Origin of the sequence: Aquimarina sp. MMG015, assembly GCF_018100855.1 — a bacterium.
In the GTDB taxonomy this organism is placed as follows: Bacteria; Bacteroidota; Bacteroidia; order Flavobacteriales; family Flavobacteriaceae; genus Aquimarina; species Aquimarina latercula.
In genome coordinates this window covers 210,391-229,660 of record NZ_JAGJEB010000002.1, presented here as the reverse complement: position 1 = coordinate 229,660, position 19,270 = coordinate 210,391, and the positions used below count along the sequence as shown (strand labels likewise).

Annotated in this window: 20 protein-coding genes; 11 read left to right on the top strand and 9 right to left on the bottom strand. The window is 29.3% G+C overall.

Annotated features, from left to right (window positions below; translation table 11 throughout):
• Window positions 1-12 precede the first annotated feature (12 nt).
• A complete protein-coding gene (locus tag J8L88_RS04330; protein WP_211060048.1) occupies window positions 13-411 on the top strand; it encodes a hypothetical protein in 399 nt (132 codons plus the stop codon).
• A 282-nt stretch (window positions 412-693) separates the two neighbouring features.
• On the opposite strand, the gene J8L88_RS04325 is transcribed toward J8L88_RS04330, so the two are convergent.
• From J8L88_RS04325 to J8L88_RS04310, 4 genes are read right to left on the bottom strand one after another with little or no spacing between them, the layout of a single operon-like run.
• Window positions 694-1,359, bottom strand: coding sequence for an SCO family protein (locus J8L88_RS04325; protein WP_211060047.1), 666 nt, complete (start codon window positions 1,357-1,359; stop codon window positions 694-696).
• A complete protein-coding gene (locus J8L88_RS04320; RefSeq protein ID WP_051335938.1) occupies window positions 1,331-1,894 on the bottom strand; it encodes a toxin-antitoxin system YwqK family antitoxin in 564 nt (187 codons plus the stop codon). The genes J8L88_RS04325 and J8L88_RS04320 overlap by 29 nt, the downstream gene beginning before the upstream one ends.
• 37 nt (window positions 1,895-1,931) lie before the next feature.
• Window positions 1,932-2,711: a YHYH protein gene (locus J8L88_RS04315; RefSeq protein ID WP_371813617.1), complete on the bottom strand. Its 780-nt coding sequence runs from the start codon at window positions 2,709-2,711 to the stop codon at window positions 1,932-1,934.
• A gap of 34 nt (window positions 2,712-2,745) precedes the next feature.
• Complete coding sequence (locus J8L88_RS04310; RefSeq protein ID WP_211060046.1) at window positions 2,746-3,048, bottom strand: EF-hand domain-containing protein; 303 nt, start codon at window positions 3,046-3,048, stop codon at window positions 2,746-2,748.
• Window positions 3,049-3,238: 190 nt separating this feature from the next.
• On the opposite strand from J8L88_RS04310, the gene J8L88_RS04305 reads away from it, so the two are divergent.
• The 4 genes from J8L88_RS04305 (at window position 3,239) to J8L88_RS04290 (ending at window position 7,275) form a co-directional block, all read left to right on the top strand.
• The gene (locus J8L88_RS04305) at window positions 3,239-4,291 is read left to right on the top strand and encodes a sensor histidine kinase (protein ID WP_027391564.1); all 1,053 of its coding nucleotides are present in this window, start codon (window positions 3,239-3,241) and stop codon (window positions 4,289-4,291) included.
• On the top strand, window positions 4,284-4,952 hold the full coding sequence (locus J8L88_RS04300) for a LytTR family DNA-binding domain-containing protein (protein WP_051335939.1): 669 nt from the start codon (window positions 4,284-4,286) through the stop codon (window positions 4,950-4,952). Before J8L88_RS04305 ends, J8L88_RS04300 begins: the two co-directional genes overlap by 8 nt.
• 116 nt (window positions 4,953-5,068) lie before the next feature.
• Entirely contained in the window at window positions 5,069-6,178 is a 1,110-nt protein-coding gene (locus J8L88_RS04295) for a hypothetical protein (protein ID WP_118386133.1), read from the top strand.
• A gap of 38 nt (window positions 6,179-6,216) precedes the next feature.
• On the top strand, window positions 6,217-7,275 hold the full coding sequence (locus tag J8L88_RS04290) for an Ig-like domain-containing protein (RefSeq protein WP_211060045.1): 1,059 nt from the start codon (window positions 6,217-6,219) through the stop codon (window positions 7,273-7,275).
• An 83-nt stretch (window positions 7,276-7,358) separates the two neighbouring features.
• On the opposite strand, the gene J8L88_RS04285 is transcribed toward J8L88_RS04290, so the two are convergent.
• Window positions 7,359-7,706: a hypothetical protein gene (locus J8L88_RS04285; RefSeq protein WP_147404323.1), complete on the bottom strand. Its 348-nt coding sequence runs from the start codon at window positions 7,704-7,706 to the stop codon at window positions 7,359-7,361.
• Window positions 7,707-7,830: 124 nt separating this feature from the next.
• On the opposite strand from J8L88_RS04285, the gene J8L88_RS04280 reads away from it, so the two are divergent.
• Both J8L88_RS04280 and J8L88_RS04275 read left to right on the top strand, forming a co-directional pair.
• Complete coding sequence (locus J8L88_RS04280) at window positions 7,831-8,022, top strand: hypothetical protein (RefSeq protein ID WP_147404321.1); 192 nt, start codon at window positions 7,831-7,833, stop codon at window positions 8,020-8,022.
• Between the two features lie 193 nt (window positions 8,023-8,215).
• Window positions 8,216-8,638 carry a DUF2147 domain-containing protein gene (locus J8L88_RS04275; RefSeq protein WP_211060044.1) on the top strand — a complete coding sequence of 141 codons (423 nt, stop codon included), beginning with the start codon at window positions 8,216-8,218 and terminating at the stop codon, window positions 8,636-8,638.
• 421 nt (window positions 8,639-9,059) lie between these two features.
• Here the strand turns inward: J8L88_RS04275 and J8L88_RS04270 are convergent, their stop codons facing one another.
• A complete protein-coding gene (locus J8L88_RS04270) occupies window positions 9,060-9,674 on the bottom strand; it encodes a matrixin family metalloprotease (RefSeq protein WP_211060043.1) in 615 nt (204 codons plus the stop codon).
• Between the two features lie 697 nt (window positions 9,675-10,371).
• Here J8L88_RS04270 and rlmF point away from each other — a divergent pair.
• A complete protein-coding gene (gene rlmF, locus J8L88_RS04265; RefSeq protein ID WP_118389874.1) occupies window positions 10,372-11,250 on the top strand; it encodes a 23S rRNA (adenine(1618)-N(6))-methyltransferase RlmF in 879 nt (292 codons plus the stop codon).
• A 10-nt stretch (window positions 11,251-11,260) separates the two neighbouring features.
• Here rlmF and J8L88_RS04260 read toward each other — a convergent pair whose 3' ends face one another.
• Complete coding sequence (locus J8L88_RS04260; RefSeq protein ID WP_211060042.1) at window positions 11,261-12,811, bottom strand: DEAD/DEAH box helicase; 1,551 nt, start codon at window positions 12,809-12,811, stop codon at window positions 11,261-11,263.
• Between the two features lie 128 nt (window positions 12,812-12,939).
• Window positions 12,940-13,932: a YceI family protein gene (locus J8L88_RS04255; protein ID WP_211060041.1), complete on the bottom strand. Its 993-nt coding sequence runs from the start codon at window positions 13,930-13,932 to the stop codon at window positions 12,940-12,942.
• A 126-nt stretch (window positions 13,933-14,058) separates the two neighbouring features.
• On the opposite strand from J8L88_RS04255, the gene J8L88_RS04250 reads away from it, so the two are divergent.
• The 3 genes from J8L88_RS04250 to J8L88_RS04240 all read left to right on the top strand — a co-directional run bounded on the left by J8L88_RS04250 (window position 14,059) and on the right by J8L88_RS04240 (window position 17,006).
• Window positions 14,059-14,943: a winged helix-turn-helix domain-containing protein gene (locus tag J8L88_RS04250; RefSeq protein ID WP_118386128.1), complete on the top strand. Its 885-nt coding sequence runs from the start codon at window positions 14,059-14,061 to the stop codon at window positions 14,941-14,943.
• 17 nt (window positions 14,944-14,960) lie between these two features.
• Window positions 14,961-16,097 carry an AraC family transcriptional regulator gene (locus tag J8L88_RS04245; protein ID WP_211060040.1) on the top strand — a complete coding sequence of 379 codons (1,137 nt, stop codon included), beginning with the start codon at window positions 14,961-14,963 and terminating at the stop codon, window positions 16,095-16,097.
• A gap of 63 nt (window positions 16,098-16,160) precedes the next feature.
• A complete protein-coding gene (locus tag J8L88_RS04240; RefSeq protein ID WP_211060039.1) occupies window positions 16,161-17,006 on the top strand; it encodes a CPBP family intramembrane glutamic endopeptidase in 846 nt (281 codons plus the stop codon).
• 57 nt (window positions 17,007-17,063) lie between these two features.
• Here the strand turns inward: J8L88_RS04240 and J8L88_RS04235 are convergent, their stop codons facing one another.
• Window positions 17,064-19,241 (bottom strand): TonB-dependent receptor, encoded by a 2,178-nt coding sequence (locus tag J8L88_RS04235; protein ID WP_247666412.1) that lies wholly within the window; start codon window positions 19,239-19,241, stop codon window positions 17,064-17,066.
• Window positions 19,242-19,270 lie beyond the last annotated feature (29 nt).

Here is a 19,270-nt window from a genome sequence, read left to right as displayed (position 1 = left end):
AAATAAAACAAAATGTTTAGAAGAAATTTTAAAGTTAAAGGAGAGGATGTTGATGATTATATGGTAATGCAAAACTCTGCATACATGGCATATACATCATCTGTATTACTTGCTTTATTATTTGACAAAGGGTATACCGACAAAAAAAGAAACAAAACAAAACTTAATGTACAGGAATCTATAGAATCCCTAAACCAAAGAAAACATTTAATGTTTATGCAAGATTTTTTTATAAATCTGGAACTTATTTGTATTGATAATGACAGTCAAAAATTAACCATTAGAAATCGTTTTTTTAATGCTAATAATGAACTATGTGCGACTATTAACAGCTATTTATATTGGTTTGATAGTGTAAATCAAGAAATTATCATACCACCAAAAAAAATGATAAACCGATTATTTAATTAAACTATTGGGTTAACCGAAGCAAGGGGGAAAAAATTGCTATGAACGATAGTTAATATTAGATAATTGGTGATTAGAAAGGCTGAGTTGTTGTAAAACTCAGCCTTTTTTTATAATGCTAGTTCAGATTGATATTATTGATTTCATCAAAAATAATATTTAAAAAAAATAACCCCTGCAATCATAGAGACTACAGGGATTCAGATTCAAACACAAAATCTATCTATAAATACAAAAGCAACTAACTCTTTTGTTTCTATATCATTGGTCTTGGGGTAAAAAAGTTTAAAATTTTTTTTCTGATTTTAAAGTATTTATGTCAATAATAAGCTGACCAATCGATGCTCTATTTAAACCATTATAAATACCTCGTATATGCTTCTTCTTATCCACCAAAACAAAATTTTCGGTATGAAGAAAATCCTCTTTCGTTTTTGTTTCTCCCAAATCCTCCTCAACGAAATAAAAATTACGTCCTAGATCATAAATTATATCACGATCTCCAGTCACTAAATGCCATTTAGAATTCAGAACACCCTTTAGTTCTGCATATTCTTGTAATATCGGTATCGAATCTCGTTCTGGGGTTACAGAATGTGATAATAATAAAACATCCTCATCATCTTTAAACTCTTCTTGTAGCAACAACATATTGGAAGTCATTTTTGGACAGATTCCAGGACATGTGGTAAAGAAAAAATCAGTTACATATATTTTATCATCAAAGGTTTCACTAGTTACAATCTTTCCTTGTTGATTCACCAAAGAGAAATCAGGAATTTTATGAAAACTATTAAGCTCTTTAGCATAAGGAGTTAACCAATGCGGTGTAAAACTTGCATCCTGATAATATGGTAACACTTCTACTCTACTAGTATTTTCTTTTTGTTTACAACTAAAAAACAAACAACATAAAATAACACTATAACTTTTTAAACTGTACAATTTCATTTTCCAATTCATAACATAAATTAGCTCTTTTTAAGCCAAAAACACGTCCGTTTTTAGCTTCGTAGTTAACATATAGCTTTCCATTCTCTAACCAAGCTTGTTGCATCCCATTTTCTTTTCCATTAATCAAATTAGTTTGTTTAGCCAATTGACCATTTGTAAACCATTTTTTCTGAACTCCGTTCCGAGTTCCTTTTATATAATTAGCTTCTGAAGCTATATTACCATTTGACCACCAAATTTTCACAACTCCATCAAGGTGATTGGCTATATAAAATGATTCTTTTTGCAACAAACCATCAGAAAACCATTTTTGAGCTAAACCTTCTTTTTTACCTTTATAATAACCCACTTTTTCTTCAAGCATTTTATTAGAATGAAACTTTACAGCATAACCGGAAAAAGGTTTTTGCTCATAGTACCATTTTCCTTCAATTGCATTTAAAATCAGCAAGTCCTTTGGCACCAAAATATTATTAATTATTTTTTTATCCGTATCAACAATATGATTTTTCCTATCTGTTTTACAAGCCATAAAACAGATAGAAAAAAAACTACTTATAAAAAAACATTTAATTAACCGCATTGGGAGTTCCATTAAATGGTCCAGCAAAAACTATATAACTACCTGTATTAGAATATAATTCATTAATAACATGATAATGATACTCAGCTTCTTCCGAATGCTGTGTAATATGAGTATGACCTCCAGAAGCATCTAAATCTGTAGGATACGTACCTGTAGAATTACATTTTCTACCATAGATAAAAAATCCATCTGATATAATCCCGATCAAATTTTCATCATCATTAGACCATGCTCTAGGTTCTAAATGATAATGATATACTCCAGGTCCTATATGTCCGCCCGTATAATCCAAAGATCCTGCTGCCTGATCTAGGGCACCATTTCCTTCTTGATCATTAAAAAGCGCTGCCCCACTCACAGCTATTCCAATTGTTCCCAACGATGTTGCTGTTGTGTTATTCGCTAATTGTGGATTAGCAGAAACTACTAAAGTGGCAGAAGCATCAAAATTAGGTATTATACTTGGTGTTGACGCAACATCAGGCTCTTCAATATATAATGCATTACCCTCACCCCAATAAGAGGTTGTATGATTAGGTCTTCCTGTAGTTTCAATAACTACATTAGATCCATCTAAATAAATATCTGTCTCATCAGTATCGAATTCTGCAAAAGCAGCGTGTAATTCGGCAACAGTACCATCATCATCCGTTGTAGATGTTCCATTATCATCACCACTACAAGCTATAAAAACAATGCAGACAACACAAATTAATAATGCTACAGGCATAATCTTTTTAGATATAAGTTTTATATTCATCATTACTTAGATTTAGTTAATTCTTTTTAGTCATAAATTATTGCTCTCTTTTCGGCGGTCCTTTTCTTTCAGGTTTAGGAGCTTTTTTTAATTCTTCTTTCGTAATAAACCCATCTTCATCTAAATCAATTTTCGCAAAATCTCTTTCTAAAGGTCCTTTAACTTCATCCTTTGCTAGTTTTCCATCTTCATTCTTATCCATCATTTCAAAAATCTCTTCAACAGTAGGTCTTTCTTTTCCTCTCTTCTTTTCATCTTTTGATTGTGCATTTGTTTTACATGAAAACAGTAATAAAGAAAGTGTCATTACTAATCCTAAATTCAACAAGTTACTTTTCATTTTTTTTATGTTTATGTTTCTTGTATAGACTATAAATTTCGTCAAAAGTATAATGCAATAGAGGAGTTTTCTGTCGACTATATGTACTTTTAGGTGAATAGCTGCTTCTATTCTGCGAACGAACTAAAAGATATAACTCTTAATCATCCATTATGAAACTCAACTATTATATTTTCATTTAATTTGTACTATGAATAATTACAAAAGGTTTCTTTTTCAAGTAGTTTTATGGGGAATTATTTGGTTTTTCTTATCATTTGGACAAAAAAATAATGAAAAATTTCTTATCGAAAACTCCATTCTTTTCGCTTTCCAAATTGGACTTATTGGTTTATTAATTTTTTATGTTGCGAAGCATTTTTTATTTAAAAAGAAATACTTATTCTTCTTTTTAATTTCTCTCAGTATAATTTGTGTGTCAGCATTGTCATCATCTACGATATCTTCTAATTTATCCGCTAGACTGCTTTCTCCTCGTAATAACCCCAGAATAGCTAATCCGCCGTTTAAAAGACCTCCAAGAAGAATAAAACCCCCATCTATTTTAATGGTTCATTTTTCTAATTTGATGATTGCATATTTGATCGCTACGTTTATAGAAACTTTTTTGTTCGCACAAAAAAAGGAAGAAGAAATAATTAGAAGTAAAAACGAAAACCTTCAAACAGAACTAAAATTATTAAAATCACAAATTAACCCACATTTTTTATTCAATTCTCTAAACAATATTTATGCACTTTCAGTAATAGATTCTGATAAAACACAACAAAGTATCAGTTACTTATCCGAAATGCTTAGATACGTACTTTATGAATGTGATCGCCCTTATGTTTCTATCCAAAAAGAAATAACTTATATTAAAAATTATATCAAATTATTTTCTTTAAAAAATAGTAAACCTTATGAAATTACAACAAAGTTTAATATAGATGATAATACTGTTTCTATTGCTCCTATGCTCTTTATACCATTTATAGAAAACGCATTTAAACATAGTAATATTGAAAAACCACTATCCTTTATAGAGATTGATATAACATCAAACACATCTAATATCAATTTTGAAATAATTAATAGTATTCCTAAAGAAAAAATAATGAAAGATAAAATTGGAGGAATTGGATTAGAAAATGTTAAAAAACGATTAGATATATTGTATCACGAAAAGCACAATTTATTAATTACCAATGACAATAATATTTTTAAAGTAAAACTAAATATAAAATTAGACGATAATGCTTAGGTGTTTAATAATTGATGACGAAGAGCTAGCCAGAACACTCTTAAAAACCTATATAGATCGATTGGATTATATAGAAATAATTGCTACACTTGAAAACCCACTCGAAGCAATAAATATTCTAAAAAATGAGCCTATTGATGTCATATTTTTAGACATACAAATGCCTGAATTAAAGGGAACTGATTTAGCAAAAATAATCCCTACTACAACTCAAATAATTTTCACTACTGCTTATTCTGAATATGCGTTGGAAGGGTTCGAATTAAATGCACTAGATTATTTATTAAAACCAATCACCTTTGATCGATTTTTAGCTGCTATACAAAAGATAAAAAAGGATCCTAAAACCAGCAATGTCGAAGGAAAAATTACGGTAAAATCTGGGTATGATCTACATAAAATTAAATACAGTGATGTACAGTACATCGAGAGTGATAGTGAATATGTTGTTTTTCATACTACTAATAAAAAAATAATGAGTCATCAAACGCTAAAATCTCTAGAAGAGACATTACCAGAAATATTTATGCGAGTTCATCGATCATTTATTATTAATAAGAACTATGTTACTGCACTAAAAGGAAAAGATCTTTTTCTTACTGACATTAGAATCCCTGTAAGTTCTAGTTATTATGAACTTGTTAAAAATCAATTATTTTGATTTTAAAATAATTCTTTTGTTTTATCCTAGACAATCAGTATTGGCATTTATTTAACTCTAAACATCTTTCATTTTTATTATTTTGTGATCAAGGATTTATTCATATATCACTCATCATGAAAACACTTATCACTCTAACTGTTACACTTATCTTATCATTTTTCTTTGGTCAAGCTCAGGCTAATTCCATCTTAAAAAAGGGTTTTATAACCGGAAATCCAGGTATTATTTCAATACATAAGATGACTTTTGGACCAGAAGGTATTTTATTTATTGGGGATAGTAATGCTGCACAAGTTGTAGCTATAGATTTTAGTGAACACCCTAAATTGGATAACTCGAAAGTTAAATTAGACAATCTAGATAAATTGGTTGCTGATATGATGGGAACCACTATTGATCAAGTTCAAATTACGGATATGGTAGTTAACCCAAATAACAATAATATTTATCTTTCTATTAATCATAGCTCTGGAATACCCATATTATTAAGAGTTGAGGACAATGTCCTAAAGCAAGTACCTCTTGACAATGTGTCTTACACTAAAACTACATTATTAGATCCTATATCTAAAGAAGCAGAAGACCGAAGAGGAAGAAAATTAAGAAAATGGGCCGTTGCGGATATTAAATATACAGATGGAAAATTATTATTATCTGGACTAAGTAACAAAGAATTTGCCTCTACATTTAGAGCTATTGATTTTCCGTTTTCAGAGACACAAAATTATAGTTCTTTAGAAATTTACCACGCTGCGCATGGTAAGTATGAAACACATGCACCTATTAAAACATTTATTCCAACAAAAATCAATGGAGAATTACAAGTTTTGGCTGGTTATACTTGTACTCCATTAGTTATTTTTCCAATGAATAAAATGAAATCAGGAGAACATCAAAAAGGAAGAACAGTGGCTGAACTTGGAAGTGGCAATTCTCCTATTGATATGATAGAAATTGAAAATGAAGGAAATCGGTATTTATTAATTTCTAATAGTAATAGAGCATTAATGAAAATTGATTTTAAAGATTTAGAAGCATATCAAGGTGAGTTAACTAAACCTGTAGTAAAAAAAGGAGCTGCCGAAGGTGTTGATTATGTAAATCTTCCATATGTTAATGTACAACAGTTAGATAAAATCGGTAGTAATGGTTTTGTAATTATCCAAAGAGAATCTAACGGAAATCTAGCTCTTAAAACAGGTAATAGCTGGTGGGTAAAGTAATCTGTCCCATTATAAACCTGAACTATTGACTTTTTATTGTGAAACGATATTATTTTGGAATTTTAGCATTAGTTGTTACTAACTTATCGTTAGGTCAAACATCTGAAAATTACATTTTTAATAAAAATGAAGTTATTATACCCAAGAACATATCCGTAGCCCAGGATGTATTTGTTTTTAAAGGAGAAATTCCTGAAGATAGAATAGCTGTTTCTACCAGGATTCTAGGAAAAATTCAGGAAAATCAGAATACATTAAGCTTTACACCCGCAGTCCCATTTGGGTGGAATCAAAAGTATACCGTAGTATACAATCATACCATCAACTATTTTTCCTTGCCAGTTCCTGAAGGTTACGAATCATTAAAAATATTAAAAGTGTATCCTAGTACTTCAAGTGTACCAACCAATATTTTAAAATGGTATGTTAAGTTTTCTAGACCAATTAATGAAAATAATATTTATAAATATATTCAATTTGTAGATGACTCTAATAAACCTATAGATCGAACAATATTACCTCTGCAAAACGCTTTAATCTCCAAGGATGGAACTTTATTGACCATTTGGATAGAACCAGGAAGACAAAAACGAAATCTAATTCCAAATAAACAGTTAGGGTCTGTGTTCATCCCTCAAAAAAAATATAGATTGGTGATTTCGGAAGAAATTAAAGATCATAACGGCGTAAATATGGTAAAAAACTTCTCTAAAGAGTTTACTACTACCGTTGCAGATAGAAAGAAACCAAACATAAATAATTGGGAAATTAAAATCCCTAACATTCATTCTGTATCTAATCTACTAATAAATTGTGAAAAACCAATAGACTATGGTAGTAGTATTGGTAATATAAAAATACTAGATAGTGCAGGACAACTTATAGATGGTATCTGGGAGCTAAAGAAGGATGAAACAGTAGTTTCATTTATACCAAAAAGAAACTGGAAAAAAGGGAACTATACTATAATTTTTGGACCTAGTATAGAAGATTTAGCTGGTAATAATCTAGATCACGTATTTGATAATGAAGTCCAAAAAACTTCAAAAAATAACCATCCATATAAAACCTATACACTAGAATTTGAATTAAAATAAAAAAAGACAGTAAAATACTGTCTTTTTTATAACTAAGTAGGATTTATGTTCTCAATAGTAGTTTTGAGACGAATTTAGGATTTTTAATTGCCTGCAAGTAAGACAAACGAATTACCTGACACTGGCGATACATTATAACTTTTTACATTTTTAAGTGTCTTCATATATTTTTCTGCTTCTACAAAAGCACTTTCTAAAGGACTAACTGTAGATCTTTCATTCAAAGTAATTGTTTTAGAAATTTGTTCACCATTGGTGTATTCTATTGTGATTTTCCATCTTTTTACAGAATGAAAATTTTTAGAGATTAAAGAATTATTCTCTTTAACACTCTTCTTCTCTTTTTTAGTTTTTTCCTTTTCGTTTACTGGTTCGGTTGTCGCATAACCTATAGATACACAAAGTAAAGCAGTAATAAGTAAGAGTTTCATAGTTGATGATTTTTGGTTTTGACGAATATACATACATAATTTGATTAATCAAATTAATTTTTAATAAAATTTTATTTGAATATTAAAAAAATACATGTATGTTTGAATTATGGTAAATAAGAATTTGAAAAAGCTTCTGAAAAAAAGTAAAGGAGCCAAAACGGTATACGGTATTTCTAAAACTTTGGGAGTAAGTCCGCAAGCAGGAGATTATGTAGTAAAGCGTAAAAACTTAGCTAAAGATTTCGAAAGACTCCAAAAAATTGCAGATTATATGGAAGTAGATATAAAAGATATTATAGACAGAAAATATTAAACAACTCCTCTACACATATTATATCCTATTTGTTTATATATAAGAGTTTTATAATGCTTGTGTATTCATTATTAGCATACAAATCTTTTCAAAAAATTATCCTTTAGTATGTAGTTAATTGGATAAATAGAAATTAAACTCAAACTTTATACCTATATTTCCAAAACAAACAACTTATACAACATACTTTTTAATGAGATTAACCTTCATTATTTTAATTTCTTTTTTATTAAATAATTCTTCTATTTCCCCTGAAACATATATAGGCAAATGGCAAATAGAAGGAGGTTCAATTATTGAAATTTACCAAAATAAAGATCTTTTTTTTGGCAAAATAAATAGACGCGCCGAGAATCCCATTTCTAATTTTAATGGTCTAGACAATAAAAATCCTGACCAAAAATTAAGACAACGCCCTTTATTAGGAATGGACATACTTAATAACTTAAGTTTTAAAGACGGAGAGTTAGATGGTGGAACAATTTATAATGCTGATAGCGGAAAAACATATACAGTAAAAGTGTGGATTGATTCAGATAACCAAGATAAATGCTATATAAGAGCCTATAAAGGTATTTTATTCAAAACTTTTGAAGCTGTGCGTGTGAAAAATTAATTATTCTTCTTTATACCTGCTATCATAGAAGTGATACAAAAAGACTAAGTACTAAAATATAGCCAAAAGTAACTACCCCTCATGTTAAATAATCCTATCATCTTCGTATAAAGTTATATTATTTCTCAATGCATCAAGTACGAATTAAATAAAAAGAGTAGCAACAAACATAACAATAAAAAACATCCATTTTATGGATGTTTTTTAGAATTAAATTAATGCAGAATAATAACTGCTCTAAGGGTAAAGCACAGATTTTTCTTATAAAAAATCAAACAGATTAAATTAAAATAATACAATCTGTTTGACTAAACATTGTACAAACACTCTTTAAAAATAGTACCTAAAGAGCCATAATGCACACATACTAAAAGGGGATGTTCGAATAAATTGGGGCTATTGATTGGGGCCTGAAATTGTTTTATTTTTCTTCTTCTATTTTCTCTAATGTCTTTTTAAGCCTATCTATTTGTACACTTGTAAAATCAGTTCTAAGGTAAGGTCGTATCTGACTCATAATGTTCCCTTCTTCTGGGTAATGATGAAGACCTAAAGCATGTCCTATTTCGTGAGGAGCCGTGGATGTGAACAAAAATTCATCAGTAATTAAAGCTCTTTTATCTTTACCTATCCCAGCAATAGCAATTGTATTTGATCTTTTCATTACAAAAACATTTATTCTGTCCTCGCGGTAATAATCCTGAGTTTCTTGTAAAAAAACACTAGATTCTCGTCCTCTATTATCTTTTAAATCATATAACTCATCACTATTTAATGTTTTTACATCGCCTTTTTCTAATCCGATTCCATATCTATGGAAGAAACTACCATTTAAATTTGCTATAAAATCATTCTCATTTAAATTGTAAGAAGATTTTCCAGACACACCTGATGGCTGAACATATATAATATCGACTTTTATAGTTTTCTCTAAGTTATCCGAAAATATTTGTTCAATCGCGTACGAATCAGAATCATCTTCTGCGGCACAGGAAACAAAAATCGATAACACAAATAGTAGTTTTAATAATTTCATGGCTTGTTGTCTTTTTTTTTGATTGTTGATGCTATATCTTAACTATCTTAGTAAGTCTATTCTTACTGTTATTTAATAAATTAAAATGAGTCTAATCTTTTTAATTAAATAAGCCTTTAATTAAGTTATTACGAGCGTAAATAATTATTGCTTGTAATCATTATTATTACTTGTGTGAGAATGAGTGTGATAATCGATCAATTCAAAGATAGAGAATAATATTACTTAAATAAGGGGGTATTTTCCCCTATGTATCAATATTAACTATTTATACTATAATACATTAACTTACATTTTAACAAAATTAAATTGTTAATACTAAAACTAGTCTAGTTAACTATAATCCTTTCGAATAAGGCATACAATAAGGAGTTATGGATTTTAACATTTGAAATGTTAAATTTTATAAATTATGGTTAAACCGTAAGTGTAATACTGCAAAAATAACGCATAACTAAAACACGATTAATTAGTACTTTAACAGTAAAAAACGAAAAGTTTAACAAAATTAACAATGCATTTTAACGACATTATATGCTATTTCAACGAAAGCAATACGTGTTTCACCTAAGTTTTATCAAAACAAAACACTAAAACACAATATTTTATCCAAAATCAATAAAAGATTACAAACTATAAATCAAAAAAATATGATTTGAATATTACTATATTTGACTTGATTAAATACCTATATCAATTGCATCCAAAAAACAAACATTATTCTTCGTATAATTTTGAAGAACTTAAAAACAACCATAAGCAACTATCTGATTATTTAATAATCAATCCGCATAATAACAACATCACCATTGATTTTTCTAATAGTGAAGCTGTTTTGGAACTAAATAAAGCAATTCTAAACTATTATTATGAAATTGAGAATTGGGATATCCCCCAAGGATCATTATGCCCTCCCATTCCAGGAAGAGCTGATTACATACATCACATAACTGATTTACTAGCCGATGATATAAATAAATCAAGTCTTGTTAAAGGGTTGGATATTGGAGTTGGTGCCAACTGTGTATATCCGATTCTAGGAGCAAAGATTAATGGTTGGACAATGGTTGGATCTGATATTAATTTAGACTCAGTTTCTTATGCAAGAAAAAACGTAGCATCTAATTCTAATTTAAAAGATCATATAGAAATAAGGCATCAAGAGAACAATGCTAATATTTTTAAGGGTATAATTAAATCAGAAGATTATTTTCATTTTACTATGTGTAACCCTCCTTTTCATTCTTCTCCTGAAGAAGCAAAAAAAGGAACACAGCGAAAATTGAACAATTTGTCTAAATCAGATAAAATGATTAAGCTAGAATTAAATTTTGGTGGACAAGCAAATGAATTATGGTGCAATGGTGGCGAAGCTTTGTTTATCAAAAGAATGATTAAGCAAAGTCCTGATTTCAAAAATCAAGTCGGTTGGTTTACATCATTAGTCTCCAAAAAAGAAAATTTACCAAAGATTTATAAGCAACTTAATAAATTAAAGACCATCCATAAAACTATTGAAATGTCACAAGGAAACAAAAAGAGCCGTTTTGTAGCATGGAAATTCCCTAAAGAATAGTACTTATAACTTATTCTGGTGATCTTCCATGAATCTCTTCAAACTTCTCGTCAAAATTCTCTCTTAAATAAGAATTAAGTTTTTTCCTATAGTCATCCTTCAACCAAGATAAAAAATTGTGAGTACTTCTACTGATACATTTTGCATAGCTCTGAATTCTGTGATCAATATCATCTCCTAACATTTTCGCCAATGCAATAGCATCATATACATCTTCACTATTTTCTATACAAATTTTAGCATGCTGAGCTATTGATCTTTCTAGTACTACTTTAGAAGACTCTCCTTTTCGCACAGAATCTAGATACGTTTCTTTAATATCAAAATAAACTTCCTCAGAATTTGAAAACTCTGCTCTTAATTCTGCAGGCATTTCATGCTTAAATTTACTTTCTATATCCTCATCATTAAGGAGCTTATCCATGTAATAATCAGGAGAATTGAATATTTTTTGCCAATCCAGATCAGCTCCCCAAGGACCAAATCTATGATAGTTATTTCCTAAATCAATAACATTAAATGAAGATTTATTCTTTAAAATTCGAGAGCCCCGACCAATCATTTGATAATATAAAGTCAATGACTTTGTAGCACGATTCAAAATAATTGTATCTACCGTAGGTTCATCAAATCCTGTTGTTAAAATACTCACTGATGTCAAAATAGCATCAGGAGTTTCTTTAAACCACTGAAGTATCTGTTTTCTTTGCTTTTTTGTAGCTGTGTTATCTAAATGCGCGATTGGATATCCAGCGGATCTAAAAGTATCATACACATGCAACGAAGTGTTGATACCATTATTAAAAATTAATGTTTTTTTGCCTTTAGAATGCTTTTCATATGCTTGCAATAATTGACTTAGCATATTACTATTAGTATATAAATCTTCGGATGATTTTACAGTATAATCACCATTAGACCCAACTTCTAAAGAAGTTAACCCCATGTTATAAGCAAATACTTCTGCGCGTGCTAGAAATTCATTTTCTATTAATGACTCTATAGTTTCACCTACAATTAGTTCATCATAATTGTCCTTCATTGGTAACTTTATATTAGAACTTAATGGTGTTGCTGTAACTCCTAAAATAAAGGACCTCTCAAAAAACTTAAATAATTTAGTAAAAGAATTATAATGCGCTTCATCAATAATCACCAAACCAATATCGGAAATATCCAATTTATCTTCATTCAACCTATTGTTCAAGGTTTCTACCATAGCTACGAAACAACTATAGTTTTCTTGATCATCTAAGTTTGCTTTACTGTCTACTACTTTATTATCTACACCAAAACCTGTAAGCATATTTGATGTTTGCTTGCATAGTTCTATACGATGTGTCATCACTAATACTTTTCTATTGTGATGTTTTAAGTATTGCCTAACAATTTCAGAAAAAATAACCGTCTTACCTCCTCCAGTTGGTAATTGATATAAAAGATGGTAATCCTCTCTAGCATCCTCAAAGCTTTTAAAAATCCTATTTATAGCCCCTTTTTGATAGCTATATAAGTCTTTTCCTGTTTTCTTTTCTTGTAATTCTGTAGTTGACTCCGACATATTTTCTCATTTCTAGGGCTGCAAAACTAATTCCTTTTATGCATTTTTGCAGAATTTTTATCATAAAATATGTCATTATTTTTTTACAATTGGTTGTTAAACAAATAAAATTGGATATCTCAATTGCATTATTCAGTTAATAATTTGACTTCAAAATGTATTTCATCTGATAATAAATTATTTTTTACATTCCCAAAAATACTACCCGATGCATATGTTATATTCCATCTCGTCCTATCAATTATAAATTTAGAGATAAAAATCAGCTTACTGTTATTATATTTTATGTTCGCTTCAAACTCTATAGGTTGTTTAACATCTTTAATCGTTAAATCTGCTGTTATTAAAGCATTTGAATCATCATTGTAAGTTACATTTACTATAGAAAGTTTAGCTACAGGAAAATTCTCTGTATCAAAGAAATCTGAATTTTTTAAATGATCTACTAACATCTCACTATACCCTCCATCTATATTGGCTATGGTATTCATGTTAATGATAAACTCTCCTCCAGTAACCTTTTCTTTTTCTTTAAAAAATTCACCACTAATAAAATCTACAGTTCCATAATGTCCGCTAGTATGGAGTTTATTAAAGCCTTCCCATCTAATTTCACTGTTTTCCTTATCTATTTTTAGGCTATTGCCGTTTGTAGTTTTTGGAATTGGTTTCTTTTCGAGAATATCAATTAATTCTATATCGTAAAGCAATGTAGAATCAGGGTGAGGAAATGTAACCTTTCCCATTCTTTTACTTAAGGAAGGTGGGACAATTAATTTTCGTACCTCTCCTTTTTTCATTCCTAACAACCCTTCATCAACTCCTTTTATCACTTGATTTCCTCCTACTAAAATCTTTAAAGGTTCTTCTCTATTTCTCGAAGTATATACTATAGAATCATTTGTGTACTTAGTTGTTTCGTGAATAAGGACTTCTTGTCCTTTCTCTACAATGGGTCCTGAACCATCTTTGACTACTTTATATTGAAGTCCAGAATCAGTCACAATAAAATCTGTTTCACCAGAACATCCGTAAAACATTATAAACGCGAACATGCTCATATAGATTTTAACAATATTTACACTCAAATTATTAAGTTGAATTCTTACATTAGTTTTCATTAATTTTTGTTTTTAATTTTACTCAAACGAAAGTAATTCTGGAAATACGCTACTTTGCTAAATCAATTGTAAAAAAGTGTATATCAATTGTAAATTTTCCGTTATTTGTAAATAACTGGTCATTTTATGAAAAATAAAGTCAAAATATTAGCCACTACTCTTGTTATATTAATAGCGCTATTCTCAATACATAGTTTTTCTTCAAAAGAAGTTTCCTTTTATCCTGAGAAAATAAAAATTGCGTTAAGAAGTGTTGGTAATAAACTTTTATTAAAAAACAATGATGCTACATCTCTTGTCCTACCAGTAAAAGAAATATCTGATCAAACTTTCGAAGTATCTTTTCAAAAAGAAATATTTATCAACCCTGAAATATTAGCAGAGACTATAGACGCTGAATTTAAAAAAACAGGAGTTCCTTATGATTATATTACTGAATTAATTAATTGTAAAACAAATGAAGTATCCTATAGTTATGAAATATTGGGGCCTTTTAAGGATAATGAAATTTCATGTTTAGGTAGGAATTTACCCAAAAACTGTTATACTATTAAGGTAATCATACTCAACGAAAATACTTCGGCTTTATATAGTGAGATGGGTAGCACTAATACTCTTTATTTTATTATTATCGTTCTGACACTAATAACCGGATTCACTTTATTTAAAAAGAAGTCTGAAGAAAACATTTCAGATATTTCTTCTAATGAAATCATTTTAGGTAAACATATTTTTTATCCTGATCAACAAAAATTAAATATTGATAAGAATGAAATCTCTTTAACCGCTAAAGAAAGTGAACTTCTCGCTATTTTTGCAAAATATCCAAACAAAATTGTAAAAAGAGAGCAATTGATTAAACAAGTTTGGGAAGACAATGGAGTTATTGTTGGAAGGAGCTTAGATATGTTTATTTCTAAATTACGCAAAAAACTAGGTAAAGATTCTGAGGTAAAGATAACTAATGTTCATGGTGTAGGTTACAAATTAGAAATAATCTCATCTAATTGAACCAATACTGACTTTTTTTGAAGGATTTCTCTACATTCTTAACATACTCTGGAATTAGTACCATTTTTTTTCTAATGCTACTGCTTACCCACACTTGGAAAAAACGTGAAGCAAACAAACTTCTTCTAAATATTCTTTTGAGCTTTTTATTTCTTTTTCTAACCTATGCTTCTTCATATCTAAATTGGAATTTTCTTAGCACCATAGTATCGCCTATCGGTTTTATTGCTCCTTTTGTATTAGGCCCATTAATCTTTCAATACATCAAAACAATTTATACATCCAATATAAATAGAAAAAGTTTTATATATAGTTTACTACCGTTTGGGATCGCTTTTATTTTTTATAGTATTCCCCAATATATTTTTGGATTACCTATAGATGAGGAAATAACCTTGTTAAGAATTGTTTCTATCGTTATTCCTTTTCTAGGTATACTACACCTCTCCTATTATCTATTTTTAAGTAATAAGTTATTAAAACGTTTTAAAAAACTAGTAAAAAATAATTATGCCAATTTAAAGAAATTAGATCTAAAATGGTTATCAATATGGATTCGAGGATTCATTGTCTTTTTAATTATTGACCTTGTTAGTGGGGTACTAATTGTTTCTTATCCTATTATGCCTGTTTTCATATACACCAATCTCTTTTATTTAGTATTACTAATTTGGTATATTGGGTATTTTGGTATCCATCAAACTCAAGTTTTTTTGGTTAATGAAATATCACAAAACCCGATTAATGATTCTGCAAACAGATCTAAGTCATTTTTCAATTGTGAATCAGAAGAACTTTTAAACCTTAAAACTCAATTACAAATCAAGTTTAGTGAAGAGAAGCTTTTTAAAGAACAAGATCTTTCTTTGAAAAAAACTGCCGATATTCTGAATGTTTCAGATAAAAAGTTATCACACTTATTGAATATCTGTATGGATTCTAATTTTTATGAATATGTAAATACCTATCGAGTCTCCTATTTTAAAGAACAGCTAGAACTTGGAGTTGCCGAGAAATTAACTCTATTATCTATTGCTTTTGATTCTGGTTTTAACTCTAAAGCTACTTTTAATAGAGTTTTCAAACAACAAGTTGGAATGACACCAATAAAGTTCAAAAAACAATTAGAAAAAAAGTCTCAAAGCTTCCATTGAGTCGATTGAAACATTGTTTATCTATTTATTTGCCAATCAAATTAATCTGATAAATAATATCTTATGAATTCAATCTATAATACTAATGATTCTATAACATCAGTTACAAATCAACATCAAAAATCAAAAAAATATATCTTATTAGTACTTGGTATTTCTTGGGTTTTTGGATTTTCTACTACTACGCTTTTAGATTTTTCAGATCCTATTGCATACACTATTATAACTTTTATTTACGCATTTATTCCAGCTATTATTGCAATTATTTTTAACAAAAACGAAAGAGGGTCCTGGAAGGATTTAAAATTTTTTAAACCAGATCTCAAAAGTTCATTATATTCATTTATAATTCCTATTATTTATTTTGCCGTCGTTATTAGCATTCAGATGCTCTTAGATATAAGAATTGCAAAAAAATTAGATCAGATTAATCAAACTCCATTAACCCTTTCTCTTTTATTGATATTGGGATATCCCATTACAGTATTTCTAATACTCGGAGAAGAAATTGGATGGAGAGGATATCTTCAAGAAAAATTAATGAACAGTTTTGGAGCTTTTGCAGGAATTTTTGTTCTTGGATTAGTTTGGGGTATTTGGCATATGCCCATTGCGCTTCAAGGCTATAATTTTCCAAACCACCCTTATATAGAAGCTTTTATAACCTACCCACTAGTTGGCATGGCGCTTTCATTAATTATAGCTTACCTAGGTTTTAATCGTTATTCTATTTTTATAGGAGCATTAGTACATGCTAGTAATAATCATTTCGGAGGTACATTTCTCACCTTAACAGAAACTAATAATGAGTTTGCTCATGCTATGATTTTTAATGGTTTTTATGTAATAATCATATTAATTTTTGGATACTTATGGAGAAGAAAAACATTTAAGAACATAAAATCTTAAAGACTTAAAACAGGATATCTTCTCCACACTGAGAAGATATCCTATTAAATAAAGTTACTAATGATGCTCTTTTTGTCCAAAAGGTTTAAGTATGATTCCTGCACTTAGTATAAATCCATCTGTAGGAGCATAGATTTCTGCAAACGTAGGGTCATTAGCAGGAGGCAAAACTAAAGTAGAAAATCTACTCTGCCTTCTGTCCGTAAAATTTTCAAAGTTGACAAAGATTGTCCCCCAATTAAAATTGCGCATTCCTAGCAATCCCATTAAAACATAATCTGTAGTTTCTGAACCATTAGAAAGTAATTGTTTGCCTGTATAATAGGTTTCAAAACCTATTCGCCATTTTTCATTTTCATACATAAAAACACTTCCTGCGTTATGTCTTGCCGTTAATGGTTTTTGTGGGTTTCCATCCAAATAATTTAGTTGAGTATCTATAAAAGCATAATTAAGAAACCATCTAAAGTCTTTATAACTAAACTTAATATTTGTTTCGGCTCCTTTGCTTACAATATTATCATTCGCATTTTCATATTCAAAAAAACCAGTACCAGTATCACTAAGTAATAATCCATCTTGGATAGCAGTTACATAGAATAATTGATTAATAGAAAAATCTATTTCATCATTAAGGTAAGTCTCATAATTGAAATCCAGGTTTACTCCATAAGATCGTTCTGCATCTATACGAGTATCATCAATGGCTAAAACATTATTGAAATTAATTAGTTCTGCTTCTTCAGTAAAGATATCTGGGATCTTATACCCTAATCCACCTCCAATCCTACTGGAAAAGGAATTATCTGATTTAAATAACAATGATACTTTGGGTAACGGAAAAAATCCCCAACCATCAGCATAATCTGCTCTAAAGCCCGTTTCTAATATCCAATTTTCAGAAAAATCATAAATGTTATTAATAAATAATCCAGCAGTTACATCATTCTGATCTCTTTCTAAAGAACTAGAATCTTCATCAAAATCTATGGTATATAAATTAGCTCCAAAAATCCAATCAGTTCTCTGTCCATCTTTCTTATATGCTATTTCTGTAAAAGAATTAATTTGAGTTCCACTAAAATTAATATCTGGAACGATTAAATCACGATTAAAATAAGCGAAACTATTTTTTATGTTTATGGATCTTAAACTATCAATTTCTGTAGTATAGACGGTTTGTGTACTTACTCTTTTTGAAACATTTTCTTCTGTATATAAATTATTATCGTCATTTTCAATCCCATTAACATCTCCTCCTATTCTATCATCATACGTCCCATTTACACCAAACCAAAACGTAGTTTTATCTGATGGATAGTAGAATAACTTAGGGTTTATAGAAATAGACTTAGTGCGCGGTAAATTACTAAAACCATCATCCTCAGGATCATATTCTTTTTGATAATGACCAGATCCATAGAGGGTAATCCCAAACTTATTATTACGCTTACTAAAGAAAGTATTAAGTGTAGTTCCTAAAGCGTGTGTTTGCGTAAGCATAATATCTAAATCTGGTTCTTCTTCTGGTGTTTTGGAAATTAAATTCACTAATCCTGCAATAGCTCCACCACCATAAAGTGTAGAAGAACTTCCTTTTATGATTTCAAATTGTTTTAAATCTAAAGGAGGAATATGCAAAATACTAAGACCACTCGAAAACCCTGAATATAAAGGAAATCCATCCCTTAATAACTGAGTATATCTACCATCTAATCCTTGAATCCTTATATTAGAATTCCCGCTACTTAATGATGTTTGCTGCATCTGTATTCCTGTACTTTCTCTTAACACCATAGAGATATTGGTCGCATTCATAGCATTTTTTTCACTTAATTCTTCGCCACCAATAACTTCTATCCTAGTTGGAATTCTTTTTATAGTTCGGGTACTTCTATTAGACTCCAAAAACACTTCCTCTAAAGATTCTCCATTTTCCTTAAGATACACAATCAATTCTTCCGCATATGGAATTTCTACATTGCGTTCAAAAGAAGTGAATCCTAAAAATGAAATTTTAATACTATAATTTCCTTTAGGAATATCATTAATAATTGCCAAACCATCAAGTCCGGTTATACTACCTTTCTCTATATCTTGGATATAAACGGAAGCACCAACTAAAGGTTCTTGATTTGTCTCATTAAGTACTTTTATATTTAAAACACTATTTTGCGCATGAGTATATGCACATAGTGATATGAAGAGCATTACGCTCCATATTATGTTTTTCATTCTAAAATGATATTATTTATTAGATAAAT

Bases quoted from the DNA above. Each gene is read 5' to 3' on its own strand.
- J8L88_RS04330 (WP_211060048.1), top strand. From the start codon at position 13: ATGTTTAGAAGAAATTTTAAAGTTAAAGGAGAGGATGTTGATGATTAT.
- J8L88_RS04325 (WP_211060047.1), bottom strand. From the start codon at position 1,359: ATGAAATTGTACAGTTTAAAAAGTTATAGTGTTATTTTATGTTGTTTG.
- J8L88_RS04320 (WP_051335938.1), bottom strand. From the start codon at position 1,894: ATGGCTTGTAAAACAGATAGGAAAAATCATATTGTTGATACGGATAAA.
- J8L88_RS04315 (WP_371813617.1), bottom strand. From the start codon at position 2,711: ATGATGAATATAAAACTTATATCTAAAAAGATTATGCCTGTAGCATTA.
- J8L88_RS04310 (WP_211060046.1), bottom strand. From the start codon at position 3,048: ATGAAAAGTAACTTGTTGAATTTAGGATTAGTAATGACACTTTCTTTA.
- J8L88_RS04305 (WP_027391564.1), top strand. From the start codon at position 3,239: ATGAATAATTACAAAAGGTTTCTTTTTCAAGTAGTTTTATGGGGAATT.
- J8L88_RS04300 (WP_051335939.1), top strand. From the start codon at position 4,284: ATGCTTAGGTGTTTAATAATTGATGACGAAGAGCTAGCCAGAACACTC.
- J8L88_RS04295 (WP_118386133.1), top strand. From the start codon at position 5,069: ATGAAAACACTTATCACTCTAACTGTTACACTTATCTTATCATTTTTC.
- J8L88_RS04285 (WP_147404323.1), bottom strand. From the start codon at position 7,706: ATGAAACTCTTACTTATTACTGCTTTACTTTGTGTATCTATAGGTTAT.
- J8L88_RS04275 (WP_211060044.1), top strand. From the start codon at position 8,216: ATGAGATTAACCTTCATTATTTTAATTTCTTTTTTATTAAATAATTCT.
- J8L88_RS04270 (WP_211060043.1), bottom strand. From the start codon at position 9,674: ATGAAATTATTAAAACTACTATTTGTGTTATCGATTTTTGTTTCCTGT.
- J8L88_RS04260 (WP_211060042.1), bottom strand. From the start codon at position 12,811: ATGTCGGAGTCAACTACAGAATTACAAGAAAAGAAAACAGGAAAAGAC.
- J8L88_RS04255 (WP_211060041.1), bottom strand. From the start codon at position 13,932: ATGAAAACTAATGTAAGAATTCAACTTAATAATTTGAGTGTAAATATT.
- J8L88_RS04250 (WP_118386128.1), top strand. From the start codon at position 14,059: ATGAAAAATAAAGTCAAAATATTAGCCACTACTCTTGTTATATTAATA.
- J8L88_RS04240 (WP_211060039.1), top strand. From the start codon at position 16,161: ATGAATTCAATCTATAATACTAATGATTCTATAACATCAGTTACAAAT.
- J8L88_RS04235 (WP_247666412.1), bottom strand. From the start codon at position 19,241: ATGAAAAACATAATATGGAGCGTAATGCTCTTCATATCACTATGTGCA.